The organism is Actinocorallia sp. API 0066, assembly GCF_020991275.1.
In the GTDB taxonomy this organism is placed as follows: Bacteria; Actinomycetota; Actinomycetes; order Streptosporangiales; family Streptosporangiaceae; genus Actinocorallia.
In genome coordinates, this window is the sequence record NZ_JAJLQY010000010.1 from 295,760 (window position 1) to 312,584 (window position 16,825).

A 16,825-nucleotide genomic window follows, 5' to 3' on the forward strand; every position below is an offset into this window, starting at 1 on the left:
CATGACGACGCACGAGGACTGGCGCATCTACCGGGGCGACAACACCCCGCACGACGGGATCGCCGCGCTCCCGCCACCACCCCCGTGGCGGCGCTTCGGCGGCTCGGAACGGGCCGAGACCTACCAGGCCGAGCCCCGCGTCGTGGACCGGGTGAACGCCGCGATCCTCCTGCGCAGGCCGCTCCTGGTGACGGGCAAGGCGGGCACCGGCAAGTCCACGCTCGCGCACAGCGTCGCGCACGAGCTGCGGCTCGGCCCCGTCCTCACCTGGTCGATCACCAGCAAGAGCACGCTGGACAAGGCGCTCTACGACTACGACGCGATCGGCCGCGTCCACGAGAGCAGCATGCGCCTGCCCACGACCGACATCGGCCGCTACCTCAGGCTCGGCCCGCTCGGCACCGCGCTCCTGCCGGGCGAGCGTCCGCGCGTCCTGCTCATCGACGAACTCGACAAGAGCGACATCGACCTTCCGAACGACCTCCTCAACGTCTTCGAGGAGGGCTCCTACCGGATCCCCGAGCTCGAACGCCTGCCCGCCGAACAGGAGGTCGTCGAGGTCATGGTGGACGGCAGCGGCGAGCGGTTCCCGATCACCAGGGGCCGGGTGCGGTGCGCGGCGTTCCCGGTCGTCGTCATCACCAGCAACGGGGAGCGGGAGTTCCCGCCCGCGTTCCTGCGCCGGTGCGTCCGGCTGTCGATCGAGCCGCCGAGCCGGGCCCAGCTCAGCCGGATCGTCGAGGCGCACCTGGGCGCGGCGGGCGTGACGGCCGGGCACGCCGTGATCGAACGGTTCCTCGCCGCCCGCAACAAGGGCGAGCTGGCCACCGACCAGCTCCTCAACGCGCTGCACCTGGCGCTGTCCGGCGCCCGGCCCGAGGAGGAGAGCCTGGACGGCCTCATCGAGGCGCTGCTGCGGCCCCTGGACATCGCGGGCTCGGAATGACCGACGACCTCCTCGCCGCGCTGCGCGCGCTGCACCCCCGGCCGTCGCCGGAGGAGGTCGCCGACGCGCTCTGGCTCGCCGAGCGGATGCGCGGCGGCGACGCACCGGAGCCGTCGCCGCCGCCCCCGGCGGCGCCGCCCGAGCCCGTCCCGGAGACCGGGCCGCCGACGCCCGCCGTGGCCGGTTGGCCGGACGGCGCGGCGGAACCGGCGGGCGGGACGGCACCGGGCCCGTCGCCCGGAATGTCGGTGTTCCTCGCGGGGGAGACACCGGACTCCGCGTCGCCGCTGCTGGTGCGCGCCCCCGCGCCGCCCGCGATCCCGCGCGCGCTCCGGCTCGCCAGGGCGCTGCGCCCGCTGCGGGCCCGCGTCCCGTCCCGGACCCGGCACGAGCTGGACGAGGAGGGCACGGCCCGCCAGTTCGCCGAGACGGGCGTGTGGCGGCCCCGGCTCGTGCCCGAGCGGGAGCGCTGGTTCGACCTCGCCCTCGTGGTGGACACGGGCCGGTCGATGGCCGTGTGGCGGCGCACCGCCGAGGAGTTCGCGGCGGTGCTGGAGCGGGTCGGCGCGTTCCGCGACGTGCGGCTGTGGCGGCTGGACACCGACCGTCCGGGGCCGCCGCGCCCGGTGCCGGGCACCGGTTCCGGCCGCAGCCCCGACGAGCTCGTCGACCCGACCCGTCGCCGCCTCATCCTCGTCTTCAGCGACGGCATCGGCGCGGCCTGGGCGGACGGCAGGGCCGGGCTGCTGCTGGAGCGCTGGGCCGCCGCCGGGCCCGTCGCCGTCGTCCAGCCGCTGCCGGAGCGGCTGTGGCCCCGGTGCGCGGCCCGGATCGAACACGTCACGCTCACCGCCCCCGCCCCCGCGGTGCCGAACGCGCGGCTCGGCGTCCGGACGCGGGACGGCGGGCCCGTCCCGCCCGGCCTGCCGATCCCGGTGCTGGAACTCGAACCGCACTGGCTCGCGGGCTGGGCGACCCTCGTCACCCGCGGCTGCCGGGACGCGCCGGGCGCCGCCCTGTTCACCCGTGACCCGCGCGGGGAGCCGCGCGGCGCGGCGGACCCGGCCAAGGCCACACCCGAGCCCGGCGCGGTCGAACGGGTGCTGCGCTTCCGCGCGACGGCGTCGCCGCGCGCGTTCCACCTCGCCTGCTACCTCGCCGCCGCGCCGCTGCGGCTGCCGGTGATGCGCCTGGTCCAGCGGGCCATGCTGCCCGACTCGACACCCGCCGACCTGGCCGAGATCTACCTCAGCGACCTGCTGCGGGTCGTCGGCGGCGCGGCCGACCCCGACGAGCTGACCTACGGGTTCCGCGAGGGCGTCAGGTCGGTGCTGATCGGCGCGCTGCGGCGGGGCGAGGCGCTGCGGGTGCTGCGCGAGGTGTGGCGGGTGATCCGCACCCACCACGGCTCGTCCCTCGACTTCCCGGCGCTGCTCACCGCGATCCAGCAGGACGGCGCGCACCTGCCGCCCGACCAGGCGTTCGCCGAGGTGACGGCGGAGGTGCTGGGCAGGCTCGGCGGCAGGTACGGCGACATCGCCAAGCTCATCACCGCGCGGGCCGAGGAGATGTTCGGCCCGAGCGGCCCGGACGGCCCGGCGCCGGCCGCGTTGGGGGCGCCCGCCGCGCCCGTCCGGGGGCCGCTGCCGCGCCGCAACCCGCACTTCACCGGGCGCGAGGCGCTGCTCGGCACGCTCCGGCAGCGGCTGGAGACGGGCGAGGTCGCCGTCCTGCTGCCGCCGCCGGGCGGGAGCCCCGGCGGGGAGGGCAAGTCGCAGCTCGCCGTGGAGTACGCGCACAAGTTCGGCGACGAATACGACATCGTCTGGTTCATCCCGGCCGACCAGATGCCGCTCGCCCGCTCCGCGCTCGCCGACCTCGCCCGCGAACTCGGCGTGCCCGAAAGCGACAGCTTCGAAGGCATCGTGGAATCCCTGCTCGACACGCTCCGCGCGGACACCGGACGGCGCTGGCTGCTCGTCTTCGACAACGCGCGCGACCCCGAGGAACTGCTCCCCGTGCTGCCGCTGGCGTCCCGGACGGGCGACGGGCCGCTGCGCACGTCACAGCCGACCGGGCACGTGCTCGTCACCTCGCAGAACCGCGAGTGGGCGCGGCTCGCCGACCCCCTCTCGGTCGACGTCTTCGAGCGGCAGGAGAGCGTCTCCTACCTGTGCAGCCGGGTGCCCGACCTTACGGCGGAGGAGGCCGACCAGGTGGCCCGGCGGCTCGGCGACCTGCCGCTCGCCGTCGAGCAGGCCGCGGGCTGGCTCAGCACGACGGGCGAGGGCGCCGCCGCGTACCTGCGGCTGTTCGATCCCCGGCTGGCCGCGCTGGAGCTGGCCGAGCCGCCCGAACACATCCCGTCCTACCTCGCCGCCGCGTTCGGCCTGAACCTCGACCGGCTCAGCGACAAACACCCGAGGGTCAAGGGGCTGTTCGACCTGTGGGCCTACTTCGGCCCGGAGCCCGTCTCCGCCGTCCTGCTGTCCTACGGGCGCGACCTGCCGCCGCCGCTCGGCGACGTCCTCGGCGACGACGCCGAACTACGCGCGGCGCTCCGGCTCATCGACAGGTTCCGGCTCGCCCACTACGACCCCGGGCACGGCGCCCTCCAGATCCACAGGCTCGTCCGGGCCATGCTGCGGCGGCGGCTGAGCGAGGCGGAGCGTGCCGACGTCAGGGGACGGGTCCACACGATCCTCGCCGCCGCCGTCCCCCCGCACCAGCCCGACGACGAGACGACCTGGGCCAGGCGCGCCCTGGTCACCCCGCACGTGCTGCCGTCGCACATCATCGACAGCCCCGTCCGCGACCACCGGGCCGTCGCGCTCGACCAGGCCCAGTACCTCAACCTGTCCGGCGACTTCGCGGGCGCCCGCACCCTCGCCGAACGCGCCCTCGCCCGGTGGGGCGGCACGCCCGACGACGAGGTCGCGCTCGGCACGTCCCGCGCCCTCGCCAACGCGCTGCGCGGGCTCGGCGACATCCGCACCGCCGCCCGGCTCAGCGCCACCACGCTGGAGCGGGCCCGCCGCGCGCTCGGCCAGGACCACCCGACGACGCTGTTCACCGCGCTCGGCTACGGCGCCGACCTGAAGAACATGGGGGCGTTCGCCGAGGCCGTCGCGCACGACCTGGACACCTGGCGGAAGATGGAGCGCCGCTACGGCCGCGACAGCGCCCAGTACACGCACGTCGCCGCGGGCAACCTCGCGCTCGGCTACCGGCTGCTCGGCGAGTTCCACAAGGCGTACGAGATCGACCGCTCCGCGCTCGGCTCGCTGCGCGACAACCGGGCGCCCCGCTACCGCGACATCTTCAACTTCACCCACCACGTGGCGCGCGACCTGCACGGGCTCGGCAGGTACGAGGAGGCGCTGGCGATGCAGCGGCAGAGCCTGGAGTCCCGGGACCCGGTGCTCAGCCCCGACCACGCGCTCGTGCTCCAGGCGCGGATGAGCCACGCGGGCACGCTGCGCGAGCTGGGCAGGCACACCGAGGCCGAGCGGATGGCCGCCGAGGCGTTCCAGGCGCACGTGCGGCGGTTCGGCGACGGCCACCCCAACACGCTCGCCGCCAAGAGTTCGCTCGCGCTGGCCCGGATGGCGCTCGGCCAGGTCGAGGAGGCGCACCGGACACAGCGCGAGGTGTGGCACGACCTGCGGCGGATCATGGGCGAGCGGCACCCCTTCGTGCACGCGCGCGCGGGCGGGGTCGCGGCGGCGCTGCGCGCGATGGGCGACCCGGCGGCGGCGTACGGCTTCGACCGGGCCGCTGTGGAGGGGCTTGCCGACGCGGGAGGCGGCCGCCTGTACTACCGGCTGTGCGTGCTCGTCGGCATGGCGCACGACCTGTATCTGCTGGGCGAGCCCGAGCCGGCGCTCCGGTTCGGCGGGGAGGCGCACCGGGGCATGGTGAAGCTGCTGGGCGACGCCCACCCGCACACCGTCGCGTGCGCGCGCAACCTCCGGCTGATCGAGTCAGCCGTCCACGTCGCCAAGGATCCGCCCGAGCACGACAGGTTCCTTGAGTGCCTGGTCGAGCCCGTCGCCCTGTGAGCCGGTGAGGCCCGCGAGGTCGGCGCGGACCCGGCCGCCGATGTGCCCGATGAGCGCCCGCAGGTCGGCGCAGTAGACCGACCGGTTGAGGTAGCCGCTGCCCGCCCGGTACCGGTGCGCGTAGGCGCCGCCGCCGCACACGTCGCGCACCGGGCAGTCCCGGCACTCCCCGCACAGCGCGGCCAGCCCGATCTGCCGGGCGACGACGCCGGGGTGCGCGAGCGCCTCGTCGAAGGAGTTCGCGAAGACGGTCAGGCCCGTCTCCGGGGCGCCCGGATAGGACGTCTTCAGCGTGTCCACCTGCTGGAGCGTCCCGTCCGTCTCGACCACCAGCATGACGACGGGCGACAGGCCGATGTTCTCGGTGGCGCTCGCGCCGCCCAGCGTCAGGTTGAGGATCTCCTCGAAGAGCCGCACCCCGGTCTCCTGCGGGTCGGCGCCGTACCAGCGGTCGAACGCGGCGATCATCCACTCGGCGTAGCGCGTCGGCCCGCCGTCGGGGCGCAGGCCGGGCGGGGGCGCGTCCCAGGTGCCGTGCGGCAGCAGGAAGTCGATCTGCGGCGGCGACGTCGCCAGCAGCGCCTCGTAGGTCGCGACGGGGTCGTTGGCGGTGTCCACCGCGCACAGCAGGCCCCGGTAGAGGTGCCGGTAGCGCCCGGCGAGCAGCTCCAGGCCCTTCGTGACGGCCGGGTGGCTGCCCTTGCCGTTGGGGAAGCGGCGGTGCCTGTCGTGCGCCGTCGCGTCCCCGTCGAGACTGACCGCGACGCCGACGCCGTGCGCGTCGAGCAGGTCGAGCGTCGGCTCGTCCAGGAGCACGCCGTTCGTCTGGAGGCTCAGATCCACGCGGCAGCCCGCCGGGACCGCCGCCCTGACGGCCGTCGCGACGAGCTCGATGGTCGCCGCCCCGGCCAGCAGCGGTTCGCCGCCGTGCAGGACGACCTCGACCGCGCCGAGCCCGTGCCGCGCGGCGTGCTCGGCGATCCGGTCCGCGGCGCGGCGCACCACCGCGTCCCCGACGGCTCGGGGACGGCTCCGCCACGACTGGTCCGCGGATTCGTAGACATAGCAGTAATCGCAGGCGAGATTGCAGCGCCCGTGCACTTTCAGGATGAATTCGCGAAAGGGCTCCGGCCGCCATCCGCGCGCGTGCAGCGCGGATATGTCAAGGCCGGAGTCAGGCCATTCAGTCGCGCGGTTCACGCCTTCGCATCCGGTTATCGAAGTAGGCGACCGGGGTCTGCGGGTCACGGCACTCGCGCAGCCGGCGCACCAGGGCAACTCTCAGCGCGGGACGGGGGAGCACGGAAGTCTCTGGTTCGGTCGGCGTCATCCCGTTGCGCTGGTCGTGCACAGACGGTCCCTTCTCGGACGGGGAAAGAAAAGATCGCGCGCGGCACCCGGGCCCGGAAACCCGCGTCGGCCCGTGGCGATCTTTCCGCATCATAGGCCACACCCGCCTCCGCGGGCCTGCGCCTCGCATAATCGGTGAAGTGTGTCATCAACGCTTGTGAACGCCTGTCATACAGCGCACAGTTACCGCAGTGCGTCGGGTGGAAGGCGGGTGGGGATGGCGGAGAACCGGTGGGCCCCTTCGGGCGCGTGCCTGCTGTTCGCGTGCGACGTGGTGTCCTACGGCGACGCGCGGCGCACCGACGACGTCCAGGAGTACGTGCGCGCCGGCCTGTACCGCGCGCTGGAGGCGTCCTTCGGCCACGCGGGCATCCCCTACCAGGGCGTCTACATGGAGGACAGGGGCGACGGGACGATCGCCGCGGTCCCGCCCGAGTACGATCCCGCGCTGCTCGTGACGGCGTTCTTCGACAGGCTCAGGGCCGAACTGAAGCGCTACAACCGGCTCGCGAGCGAGGTCGCCCAGATCCGGCTGCGGATGTCGGTGCATCCGGGCGTCGCCAAGTTCGACGGGAGGGGCCTGGTCGGCACCGACGCGAACCACCTGTGCCGGCTGCTCGACGCCCTCTCCTTCAAGACCGCGATGGCCGACACCGGCGCCACGCTCGGCCTCATCGTCAGCGAGCGGTTCCACACCGACGTCGTGCGCCGGGACAGCGGGGTGATCGACCCCGACGAGTACCGGCCGCTGCGCGTCGCCGTCAAGGAGACCGACTGTGTGGGCTGGGTGCGGCTGCCCCCGCCGCCCGCGCCGGTCGTCCCGCTGGACGCCGGGGGCGAGGAGGTGGCGCGGCGCGACGAGCGGGCGCCCGCGTCGGGGCCGCCGTGGCGGGACCACGAACCCCGGGTCGCGCCCTCGATGGCCTGGACCGTCGTCGTGCAGCGGGCCATGGAGGTGCCCGCGATGCTCGTCGAACGCACCCGCGAGGCGGTCGTGCAGGCGCTCGGCCCGCAGATCGCCTCGGTGATCCCCCGCTCGAACGACGCGCGGACCGACGTCATCGCGATCGTGCGGACCTGCCTTGACCACGGTGACGGGATGGTGCGGTTCTTCGACGCGGTGCGGTTCGTGGCGGGCGAGACGGCTTCCGTGCAGCGGTTGGGGGAGACGATTGCCGAGTACTGGGACGAGTTGTAACCCGTTCCGGTAATCCGCTGCAAAGCCGTGCACTCCCGGTTATCGTTCGGTATCGCTACGGAGTTGTCCAGCTACGGTGAGCGATCCCGAAGGGGGAGGCATGGCGGCGGCGACGGTACGGCCGGGCGCGGGACGGATGGGCGGTGAGTGCGCTGTCATCGCGAGCGACCGGAAGTTCCGGCTGCTCCGGGCGCGCTTCCAGCGGCTCGTCGTCCGGTTCGTCGGCGTCTTCCTCGGGTGGTATCTGCTGTACCTCGGGCTGTCGGCGTTCGCGCGCGGGTTCATGGCGCACAGCGTCATCGGGCACGTGAACGTCGCGCTGCTGCTCGGTGTGCTCCAGTTCGCCTCGACGTTCGGGCTCGCCTGGTACTACTCGCGGTACGCGCGGCGGATGCTCGACCCGCTGGCCGCGCAGATCAGGGCCGAGTCGGCGAGCAGGCTGGGCGCGGGACGTCCCGTCGGGCCGGCGGGCGACCGCGCCGTCGCGGGCCGGGCCGCGCCCGCCGGAGGGCTCTCGTGATCGCCGCCGAGGGCAGGGCGCTCACCCTGGGGCTCTTCGTCGCGTTCATCCTGATCACTCTCGGCATCACCTTCTGGGCGCGTGCCACGACGCGCGGGGCCGACGACTTCTACGCGGGCGGCCGCGCGTTCTCCGGGATGCAGAACGGGGTGGCGCTGGCGGGCGACTACATGTCGGCGGCGTCGTTCCTGGGCATCGCCGGGCTCATCGCCCTGTCGGGCTACGACGGCTTCCTGTACTCGATCGGCTTTCTCGTCGCGTGGCTGCTGAGCCTGCTTCTGGTGGAGCTGATGCGCAACGCGGGCCGGTTCACCATGGCGGACGTGCTGTCGTTCCGTGCCAAGCGGCAGCCGGGGGTGCGCACCGCGTCGGCGATCTCGACGGTCACCGTCTCGGTGTTCTACCTGCTGGCGCAGATGGTCGGCGCGGGCGCTCTCGTCGCGCTGCTGCTCGGCATCCACCCGGGCGAGGAGTTCGCCGGGGTCTCGGCGGACGCGGCACGGGTGCTCACGATCATCGTCGTCGGCGCGGTCATGATCTTCTACGTCATGTTCGGCGGCATGAAGGCGACCACCTGGGTGCAGATCATCAAGGCGGTGCTGCTGATCGCGAGCACCGCCGTGCTGACGGTGCTGGTGCTCAGCCGGTTCGGCTTCAACCCGAGCGCGATGCTGGGCGCGGCGGCGGAGTCCAGCGCCCGTCCCGAGGGCTTCCTGCGGCCCGGCGGACGGTACGGGCAGGACGTCGCGGGCGACCCGCTCCAGTCGGTGCTGAACAAGCTCGACTTCATCAGCCTCGGTGTCGCGCTCGTGCTCGGCACGGCGGGCCTGCCGCACATCGTCGGGCGGTTCTTCACGGTGCCGGACGCGCGGGCGGCGCGCCGCTCGGTGAACTGGGCGATCGGCCTGGTCGGCGGCTTCTACCTGATGACGCTGGCGCTGGGGTTCGGCGCGGCCGCCCTCGTCGGGCACCGGGCGATCACCGAGCAGGACCCGGCGGGCAACACCGCCGCGCTGCAACTGGCGCACGCGCTCGGCACGCACTTCGGCGGCGACATCGGGGGCGACGTGCTGCTGGCGTTCATCGGGGCCGTCGCGTTCGCCACGATCCTCGCTGTGGTGTCCGGTCTTGTGCTGGCTTCGTCCACCTCGCTCGCGCATGACTTCTTCGGACATGTCCTGATGTTCGGCCGTCCGCGTGAGTCGCAGGAGGTGGCGGTCGCGAGGATCTCGGCCTTCTGTATAGGCACCCTTGCGATCGGGCTGGCGATCGTCGCGCGGGACATCAACGTGGCGTTCCTTGTGGCGCTCGCCTTCGCCATCGCCGCCTCGGCCAACCTCCCGGCGATCGTGCTCTCGCTGTTCTGGAGGCGGTTCACCTCGACGGGCGCCGTCGCGGGCATCTACGGGGGACTCGGCGGGTCGATCCTCCTGGTGGCGCTCTCCCCGGTCGTCTCGGGGAAGGTGGATCCGGTGACGGGCGAGAGCCTGTCCCTGCTGCCCACGGGCGTCGACTTCAGCGTCTTCCCCCTGGAGAACCCCGGCCTCGTGTCGATCCCCTTCGGGTTCCTGTGCGCCGTCCTGGGCACGCTGCTGTCCTCCGAGCGTCCCGAGCGGGCCGCCTTCGACGAGCTGTCGGTGCGTTCTCTTACGGGCGTCGGCTCCCACCGGCCCCCCGGCAGGGCGCCGAAGCACCAGCGGACACCGTGACCGTGCCGCGCCCCGCCCTTCCGCCGGACGGGGCGCGGCCGGTTCAGCCCGGATAGGGTTCGACGGCCTTGGCCGCGACCAGCGCCCGCGACCACCACGAGAGCTGGCCCAGGAGCTTCTTGAGTGCCGTGTCGGGCTGCTCGGAGTCCTTCGGCCACACCCCGTCCTGGCCCCAGTGGCCCCACGCGTTGTGGAAGCTCACGGTGTCCCGGACCGTGACGACGTGCAGCTCGGCCAGGACGGCGCGCAGGTGCTCCGTCGCGCGCAGGCCGCCGGAGATCCCGCCGTAGGAGACGATCCCGGCGGGCTTGCCGTACCACTCGGGCCCGTACCAGTCGATGAGGTTCTTCAGGGCGGCGGGGAAGCTGTGGTTGTACTCGGGCGTGACGAAGAGGAAGGCGGCGGAGGCGTCCAGGACGCCTGCGACGTGCTCCTTGACGTCGTCGGCTCCGGTCAGCGAGAGCGGCAGGTCGTGCTCTGCGGGGTCCAGGACGACCACCTCGAAGTCGCCGTGTTCTTCCGCGCGTTCCGCCGCCCATCGGGTGACGGCCTCCCCCAGGCGGTTCTCCCGGACGCTGCCCACGATGACGGTCAGGCTCAGCTTCTGCTCGTTCGTGTTGATGCTCATGCCGATGACGGTAGAACCTGAAGTTCACTTTAAGTCAAGGGCCGATGACGCGATCTAGGATCGGGCGCATGACCACCACCTGGACGGAGGGACCCGGGGTGCTGCGGCTGCCCTCGGGACGGAAGGTACGCGGCCGTGGGCTGCGCCGGGGCGAGCCCGACACGGCCCCGGAGTTCGGCGTCTACCTGCTGGGGGCCGCGCCGCCCGCCTTCGCCTGGCCGAGCCGGTGGGTCCGCTGCCCCGACTTCCGGACGCCGTCCGCACCCGCCGACGCGCGGGCGGCCTTCACCGAGGCGTGGGAGCGGGCCGCGTCCGAGCGGGTCGAGGTCGCCTGCGGGGGCGGCGTGGGACGCACCGGGCTCGCCCTCGCCTGCCTGGCCGTCCTGGACGGCGTGGCCGCCGACGAGGCCGTCTCCTACGTGCGGGCGCACTACCACCCGCGCGCGGTCGAGACGCCCTGGCAGAAGCGGTTCATCCGCCGGTTCTCCTGATCCGGCGATCAAGGGCCGGTGGGATCGGGCGGTTCGCCGGGTAGGTGGTGACAGGGGGGAGGGGTGTTCGTTACCCTCAACGTATGAGCAGAAGTTCAGATGAACAGATGATCGTGGACGGCTGTACCGTCCGGGTCGTCGATCCCGAGCGGGTGACGATCGTCACCGAGGCGATGCCGTCGGACGGCGACGTCGCGGAACTCGCCGACATCTTCGGGCTGCTGTCGGACCCCGGGCGGCTCCGCGTCCTCGTCGCCCTCCTGGAGGGCGAGATGTGCGTCTGCGACCTCGCCGTCGTGGCGCAGACCAGCGAGTCCGCCACCTCCCACCACCTGCGGCTGCTCCGCGCCCACCGGGTCGTCACCGCGCGGCGCGCAGGGCGGATGGCCTACTACCGGCTCGCTGACGCGCACGTCCGGATGCTCCTGGACGTCGCGCTCACCCACGTCGGGCACGCGCCCGCCGCCTTCCACCCCGAGCACCCCGCCGCGCCCGTCGGCGGCGACGAGACCCCCACGGGCCTGGCGTGAGCGGGCACGAACACGGCCATGGGCATGGCCACGGGCACGCGCTCAGCGCCGAGGCCGACCGGAAGTGGCTCACCGGGGCCCTCGTCCTGCTCGTGACGTTCATGGCGGGCGAGGTCGTCGTCGGGATCGTCGCGCAGTCGCTCGCGCTGATCTCCGACGCCGCGCACATGCTCACCGACGCCATGTCGATCGTGCTCGCGCTCATCGCGATGCGGCTGGCGGCGCGGCCCCCCAAGGGCGGCTACAGCTACGGGCTGAAACGCGCCGAGATCCTCTCCGCCCAGGCCAACGGGCTCACTCTGCTGCTGCTGGCCGCGTGGCTCACCTACGAGGCGATCCACCGGTTCCTCGATCCGCCGGAGGTGGGCGGCGCCCTCGTCCTCGTGACGGCGCTCGTGGGCGTCGCGGTCAACCTCGTCGCCACCTGGATGCTCTCCCGCGCCAACCGGTCCAGCCTGAACGTCGAGGGAGCCTTCCAGCACATCCTGAACGACCTGTTCGCGTTCATCGCCACCGCCGTCGCCGGACTCGTCATGGTGACGACCGGGTTCGTCCAGGCCGACGCGATCGCCACGCTCGTCGTCGTCGCGCTGATGGTCAAGGCCGGGGTCGGGCTCGTCCGGGCGTCCGGGCGGGTGCTGCTGGAGGCGGCCCCGGCGGGCCTGGAGCCCGAGCGGGTCGGGCCCGTGCTGGCCAAGAGCCCCCACGTAAGCGAAGTCCACGACCTGCACATCTGGGAGATCACGTCAGGGATGCCCGCGGCCTCCGCGCACGTCCTGGTCGTCCCCGGGCACGACTGCCACACCGTGCGCGCGGAACTCGAAGAACTCCTGCACGGACTCGGCATCATGCACACCACCCTCCAGGTCGACCACACCCCCGACCCCTACCTCGTCATCGGCCGCCCCGCCTCCGAAGCCGCCCGAGGCGACGTCCACGGCCGCCCCTCCTGAGCCGCTCCGCCTACCGGCCGCCCCTTGCCGTCAGGGGCGGCCGCTAGGGTGAGCGATGTGAACAGGTACTGGCACGTCGTGCTTCCGCCCCTCGCCGACTGACGGGCGAAGCACACCCCAGCGCGCGCTGACACCGGCCCCATGACGGGCCGTGTCAGTTGAGCCCGGGGCCGGGCGCACCGCAAGTCCGACTCTGTCGGGAGCGCCCGCACCAGGGCCGGAACTCGGCGTGCCGTCCGTCTCTTCCGAAGTCCTCCTCCTTTGAGACGGAAAGTTCACACCCGTGCAGAACCAAACTTCTTTTCCTCTTTCGTGCGGGCTGCCCGGATTTGGCGCCCGGCTTGTGGCGGGGCCGGTGCCGATCCTGGCCGCGAGCGTGCTGTGGGGCACGACGGGTACCGCGGCCTCCTTCGCGCCCTCGGGGGCGTCCGCGGCGGCCGTCGGATCGGCGGGGCTGCTGCTGGGCGGGCTGCTGCTCCTGCTCACCACGCGCGGCGCGGTGCGGCTGGTGCTCGGCGGCACCGCCGCGCGCAGGGCGCTGCTCGCGCTCGGCGCGGTGACGGTCGCGGGCTATCCCGTCACCTTCTACCCGGCGGTGGCCAGAACGGGCGTCGCGGTCGCCACGGTCGTCGCACTCGGCAGCGCCCCCGTGATCACCGTCCTGCTCGGCTGGCTCCTCGGCCAGGGCAGGCCGTCCCGCCGCCGCCTCACCGCGACGGCGGGCGCCGTCACCGGATGCGCCGCCCTCGTCCTCGGACCCGCCCTCACCTCCAACAACGTCGGCGTGGACCCGCTCGGCGTCGCCCTCGCCCTACTCGCCGGAGCCTCCTACGCCGCCTACTCCCTCGTCGCGGGACGACTCATCGAACACAACCTGGAGTCCGGGGCCGTGCTGGGGGTGATGTTCGGGGGTGCTTCGGTGCTTGTCCTTCCGGTGGTCCTGGTCGGGGATCTCGCCTGGATCGTCACCGGGGCGGGTCTTTCGGTGGTGCTGTACCTCGCGTTCTTCACCAGCTTTCTCGCCTACCGGCTCTTCGGGCTCGGCCTACGCCGGACTTCGGCGCAGACGGCCACCGTGCTGACTCTTCTGGAGCCCGCCGTCGCCGCGCTCCTCGGTGTGGTCGTGCTGGGCGAGCGGCTGCCCGCCGTCTCCTGGGCGGGGCTCGGGGTGCTCGCCCTCGCGCTGGCCGTCCTGACGACGTCGGGCGGGTGACCTCGGCGGGGTGTCCGGAGGGCCGGGGGCGGCGTGACTTAGAGTTGATGTGCTGATACGCCGAGTCCGGGGGTGGGCGATGCGGGTGCTGGTCACGGGGGCGTCCGGGTACATCGGCGGCAGGCTCGTGCCCGAGCTGCTCGCCGCCGGACACCGGGTGCGGTGCGTCTCCCGCCGTCCGGAGGGCCTGCGCGGCCAGCCCTGGGCGGGCGACGTGGAGACGGCGACGGCCGACGTGCGCGACGCGAAAGCCATCGAGGCGGCTTTGCACGGTATGGATGTCGCCTACTACCTCGTACACGCGATGGGCGCGGGGGGTGACTTCGAGGGCCGTGACAGGGAGGCCGCCTCCACGTTCGCGGGGGCGGCCGCCAGGGCGGGCGTCACCAGGATCATCTACCTGGGCGGCCTCGCCTCCGGCGGCACGATCTCCCCGCATCTGCGGTCGCGCAACGAGGTCGGCGAGATCCTGCTGGCCGGGGAGGCGCCCGCGATCGTGCTGCGCGCCGCGATGATCATCGGCTCCGGCTCCGCCTCGTTCGAGATGCTCCGGCACCTCACCGAGCGGCTCCCCGTCATGATCACGCCGCGCTGGGTGGAGACGCGGATCCAGCCGATCGCGGTGCGCGACGTGCTGCGGTACCTGACGGCGTGCGCGGCGATCCCCGGCATCGTCCGTGGCTCGTTCGACATCGGCGGCCCCGATGTCCTGACATATGCGGAGATGATCCAGCGGTACGCGGCGATCGCCGGGCTGCCGCGACGGCTGATCGTGCCCGTCCCGGTCCTCACGCCCGCGCTGTCGAGCCACTGGGTCGGGCTGGTCACCCCGGTGCCGCGCGCCCTCGCCCGTCCCCTCGTGGAGGGCCTCAGGACCGAGGTCGTCTGCCGCGACCACACGATCCGGGCGCTGGTGCCCGACCCGCCCGAGGGGCAGCTCGGCTTCGACGAGGCCGTCGAACTCGCGCTCCGGCGGATCCAGGAGGCGGCGGTGGCCACCCGCTGGTCGTCGGCCGCGACACCCGGCAGGCCCAGCGACCCGCTCCCCAACGACCCCGACTGGGCGGGCGGCAGCCTCTACATCGACGAACGCACCGCCGTCACCCGGGCGCCCGCCTCCGCCGTCTGGCGGGTCGTCGAAGGCATCGGCGGCGACAACGGCTGGTACTCGCTGCCCGTCGCCTGGCGGCTGCGCGGCGCCCTCGACCGGCTCGTCGGCGGCGTCGGCCTGCGCCGTGGGCGGCGCGACCCCGCACGGCTCCGCGTCGGCGACGCGCTGGACTTCTGGCGGGTCGAGGAGGTCGTGCCCGGCGCGCTGCTGCGACTGCGCGCCGAGATGATGCTGCCCGGCCTCGCCTGGCTGGAACTCGGCGTCCACGAGGCGCGCGGCCGCACCGTGCTGCGGCAGCGCGCCGTGTTCCACCCGCACGGGCTGCTCGGGCACCTGTACTGGAAGGCGCTGACGCCGTTCCACGGCGTCATCTTCGGGCGGATGCCGCACAACATCCTCCGGGCGGCCGAGCGTCAGGCGTCCTCGGCCGGCTCGCTCTCGCGGAACACAGAACGCATCACCAGCGGCGAGAGGAAGAGCAGCAGCAGCGCCAGGTAGGTGACGCCGGGGACGGTCGAGGACAGCAGGAGGGCGAGCGCCAGCAGACCCGTCGCGGTCGCCGACGAGAGCACGTCGTACCTGCTCAGCGGGTGGTCGGGACGGGCGATGCCGGGCGTCGCGCGGATGATGGACGCCATGAGGGTCTGGCAGGCGCTCGCGGCGAGGATCGTGCCGATGTAGACGCCGGCGGTGAACCTGTCGTCCGTCGGGTAGGCCGCGGTCATCTCGGTGGGGAACGGCAGCCAGACGATCGTCAGCACCCACACGAGGTTCCACCACATCAGCCGCCTGTCGTAGGCCCTGACGTGCTGGAACAGGTGGTGGTGCACCACCCAGAGCCGGGCGATCACCACAAAGCTCAGCAGGAACCCGGAGATCTGCCTGCCGTTCCTGGCGAGGAACTCCCGCGCCGACCCAGCCTCCTCGGCGTGCTCGCCGACGGCGTCGACGAGCGGCAGCACCAGCAGGGTGAGGGCGATCGCCACCACCGCGTCGGTGAAGTTGACGAGCCTGTCGGACTCCCTGAACGTCGCCATCCCGTCACGCTAGTGCGCCCCACCCCGCACCCCCGGTAATCGTCCCCCCAAGTCCCCCACGGGTCGCCCCACCCCTTTGATTGGCTCACCCCCATGGACGTCCACACCGCCATGGCCCCACCCCCGGCCACCCCCTCCTCCGCGAACGCCAACGCCTCCACGGACGTCCCCGCCCACCCCGCCGCGCTGGTCGCCGCCCCCGCCGACGCCCTCCCTCCCCTCCCGGCCTGGTGCGCCGCCGAACTCGCCGCCCGCGCCCGAACCCGTCACCGCCTCCGCCTCCTCCTCCGCGCCGCCCTCTCCACGCTCCTCCTCACCTCCGGCACCGCCCTCCTCTGGACCAGGGTCCTCCACCCCGCCCCACCCGCCCGTTCCGCCCACCCGGCTTCCATCACCCCCGCCTCTCCCCTCCCCCCACCGCCCGTCATCGTCGACTACACCCCCACCGCCGCCAGCACCCCCAACCCCGTCCTCCCCGCCCTCCCCGCCCCCGCACCGAACCCGCTCTCCCCCACCCCCATCATCATCGACGTCTTCCCCAACGACTCCGTGGACCCGACCGCGCCTCCACCCCTCCTCCTTCCACCCCCACTCCCCTCCACCCCCCGCGCCCCTCTCTTCTCCCCCCGCCCTCCGACCACCCCACCCAAGCCCCCCACCACCCGGCCCAAGCCCTCCACCCGAACCACTCCCCACCCCGACCCCCCAACCGCACCCAAAAAGCCCAGCCCCAAGCCCAAAAAGCCCCGCTACATCACCGCCGAAGAAGAATGCGCCCGCACCTACAAACACCCCAAACTCCTAGCCTCCTGCCTCCACCTCTTCCGCTGACCACCCCAAGCACACCCCCACACACCCCCACCATTCCCTGCCCACGCCCCGCTCGGCTCCACTCCGGCGCGGACGCCCGCGCGCCGAGCGCCGCCTGACGGGCGGATCCACAAGCTCGGCTCGATCCGACCGTCAAGGGGTCGTGGCGGGCGCGCCCAACGCCGTCCAGGCTGCTCCGCCCGACTTCGGCCGGGCGCAGACGCCTGTGCGCCGAGCGGCGGGGACGGGCAGACCCGCTGTGCCCGCC

At 73.3% G+C, this 16,825-nt stretch carries 14 protein-coding genes; 11 read left to right on the plus strand and 3 right to left on the minus strand.

Features of this window, described 5'->3' with window-relative positions; all coding sequences use genetic code 11:
• The first annotated feature begins 1 nt into the window (after window position 1).
• Both LO762_RS24845 and fxsT read left to right on the plus strand, forming a co-directional pair.
• Window positions 2–946 carry a MoxR family ATPase gene (locus LO762_RS24845; RefSeq protein ID WP_230618416.1) on the plus strand — a complete coding sequence of 315 codons (945 nt, stop codon included), beginning with the start codon at window positions 2–4 and terminating at the stop codon, window positions 944–946.
• A complete protein-coding gene (fxsT, locus tag LO762_RS24850; protein WP_230618417.1) occupies window positions 943–5,007 on the plus strand; it encodes an FxSxx-COOH system tetratricopeptide repeat protein in 4,065 nt (1,354 codons plus the stop codon). Before LO762_RS24845 ends, fxsT begins: the two co-directional genes overlap by 4 nt.
• On the opposite strand, the gene LO762_RS24855 is transcribed toward fxsT, so the two are convergent.
• Window positions 4,930–6,255 carry an FxsB family cyclophane-forming radical SAM/SPASM peptide maturase gene (locus LO762_RS24855; RefSeq protein WP_308104503.1) on the minus strand — a complete coding sequence of 442 codons (1,326 nt, stop codon included), beginning with the start codon at window positions 6,253–6,255 and terminating at the stop codon, window positions 4,930–4,932. The two genes, fxsT and LO762_RS24855, sit on opposite strands and share 78 nt — an antisense overlap.
• Window positions 6,256–6,574: 319 nt before the next feature.
• Between LO762_RS24855 and LO762_RS24860 the strand changes: the two genes are divergently transcribed.
• From LO762_RS24860 to LO762_RS24870, 3 genes are all read left to right on the plus strand, one after another.
• Window positions 6,575–7,555 carry a hypothetical protein gene (locus tag LO762_RS24860; RefSeq protein WP_230618419.1) on the plus strand — a complete coding sequence of 327 codons (981 nt, stop codon included), beginning with the start codon at window positions 6,575–6,577 and terminating at the stop codon, window positions 7,553–7,555.
• Between the two features lie 76 nt (window positions 7,556–7,631).
• Entirely contained in the window at window positions 7,632–8,075 is a 444-nt protein-coding gene (locus LO762_RS24865; protein ID WP_230618420.1) for a DUF485 domain-containing protein, read from the plus strand.
• Window positions 8,072–9,784, plus strand: coding sequence for a cation acetate symporter (locus LO762_RS24870; protein ID WP_230618421.1), 1,713 nt, complete (start codon window positions 8,072–8,074; stop codon window positions 9,782–9,784). Before LO762_RS24865 ends, LO762_RS24870 begins: the two co-directional genes overlap by 4 nt.
• A 43-nt stretch (window positions 9,785–9,827) precedes the next feature.
• Here the strand turns inward: LO762_RS24870 and LO762_RS24875 are convergent, their stop codons facing one another.
• Window positions 9,828–10,412 (minus strand): NADPH-dependent FMN reductase, encoded by a 585-nt coding sequence (locus LO762_RS24875; protein ID WP_230618422.1) that lies wholly within the window; start codon window positions 10,410–10,412, stop codon window positions 9,828–9,830.
• A gap of 68 nt (window positions 10,413–10,480) precedes the next feature.
• Between LO762_RS24875 and LO762_RS24880 the strand changes: the two genes are divergently transcribed.
• The 5 genes from LO762_RS24880 (at window position 10,481) to LO762_RS24900 (ending at window position 15,208) form a co-directional block, all read left to right on the plus strand.
• Complete coding sequence (locus tag LO762_RS24880; protein ID WP_230618423.1) at window positions 10,481–10,903, plus strand: protein phosphatase; 423 nt, start codon at window positions 10,481–10,483, stop codon at window positions 10,901–10,903.
• Between the two features lie 83 nt (window positions 10,904–10,986).
• Window positions 10,987–11,433: a helix-turn-helix transcriptional regulator gene (locus LO762_RS24885; protein WP_230618424.1), complete on the plus strand. Its 447-nt coding sequence runs from the start codon at window positions 10,987–10,989 to the stop codon at window positions 11,431–11,433.
• Window positions 11,430–12,386 carry a cation diffusion facilitator family transporter gene (locus LO762_RS24890; protein WP_230618425.1) on the plus strand — a complete coding sequence of 319 codons (957 nt, stop codon included), beginning with the start codon at window positions 11,430–11,432 and terminating at the stop codon, window positions 12,384–12,386. The genes LO762_RS24885 and LO762_RS24890 overlap by 4 nt, the downstream gene beginning before the upstream one ends.
• A gap of 355 nt (window positions 12,387–12,741) precedes the next feature.
• Window positions 12,742–13,599, plus strand: coding sequence for an EamA family transporter (locus tag LO762_RS24895; protein WP_230618426.1), 858 nt, complete (start codon window positions 12,742–12,744; stop codon window positions 13,597–13,599).
• A gap of 79 nt (window positions 13,600–13,678) precedes the next feature.
• A complete protein-coding gene (locus tag LO762_RS24900) occupies window positions 13,679–15,208 on the plus strand; it encodes an SDR family oxidoreductase (protein WP_230618427.1) in 1,530 nt (509 codons plus the stop codon).
• On the opposite strand, the gene LO762_RS24905 is transcribed toward LO762_RS24900, so the two are convergent.
• Entirely contained in the window at window positions 15,124–15,747 is a 624-nt protein-coding gene (locus LO762_RS24905; RefSeq protein ID WP_230618428.1) for a TMEM175 family protein, read from the minus strand. The genes LO762_RS24900 and LO762_RS24905 overlap by 85 nt on opposite strands.
• A 93-nt stretch (window positions 15,748–15,840) precedes the next feature.
• Here LO762_RS24905 and LO762_RS32855 point away from each other — a divergent pair, with 93 nt between their 5' ends.
• Window positions 15,841–16,578: a hypothetical protein gene (locus LO762_RS32855; RefSeq protein ID WP_255687775.1), complete on the plus strand. Its 738-nt coding sequence runs from the start codon at window positions 15,841–15,843 to the stop codon at window positions 16,576–16,578.
• The last annotated feature ends 247 nt before the right edge of the window (window positions 16,579–16,825 follow it).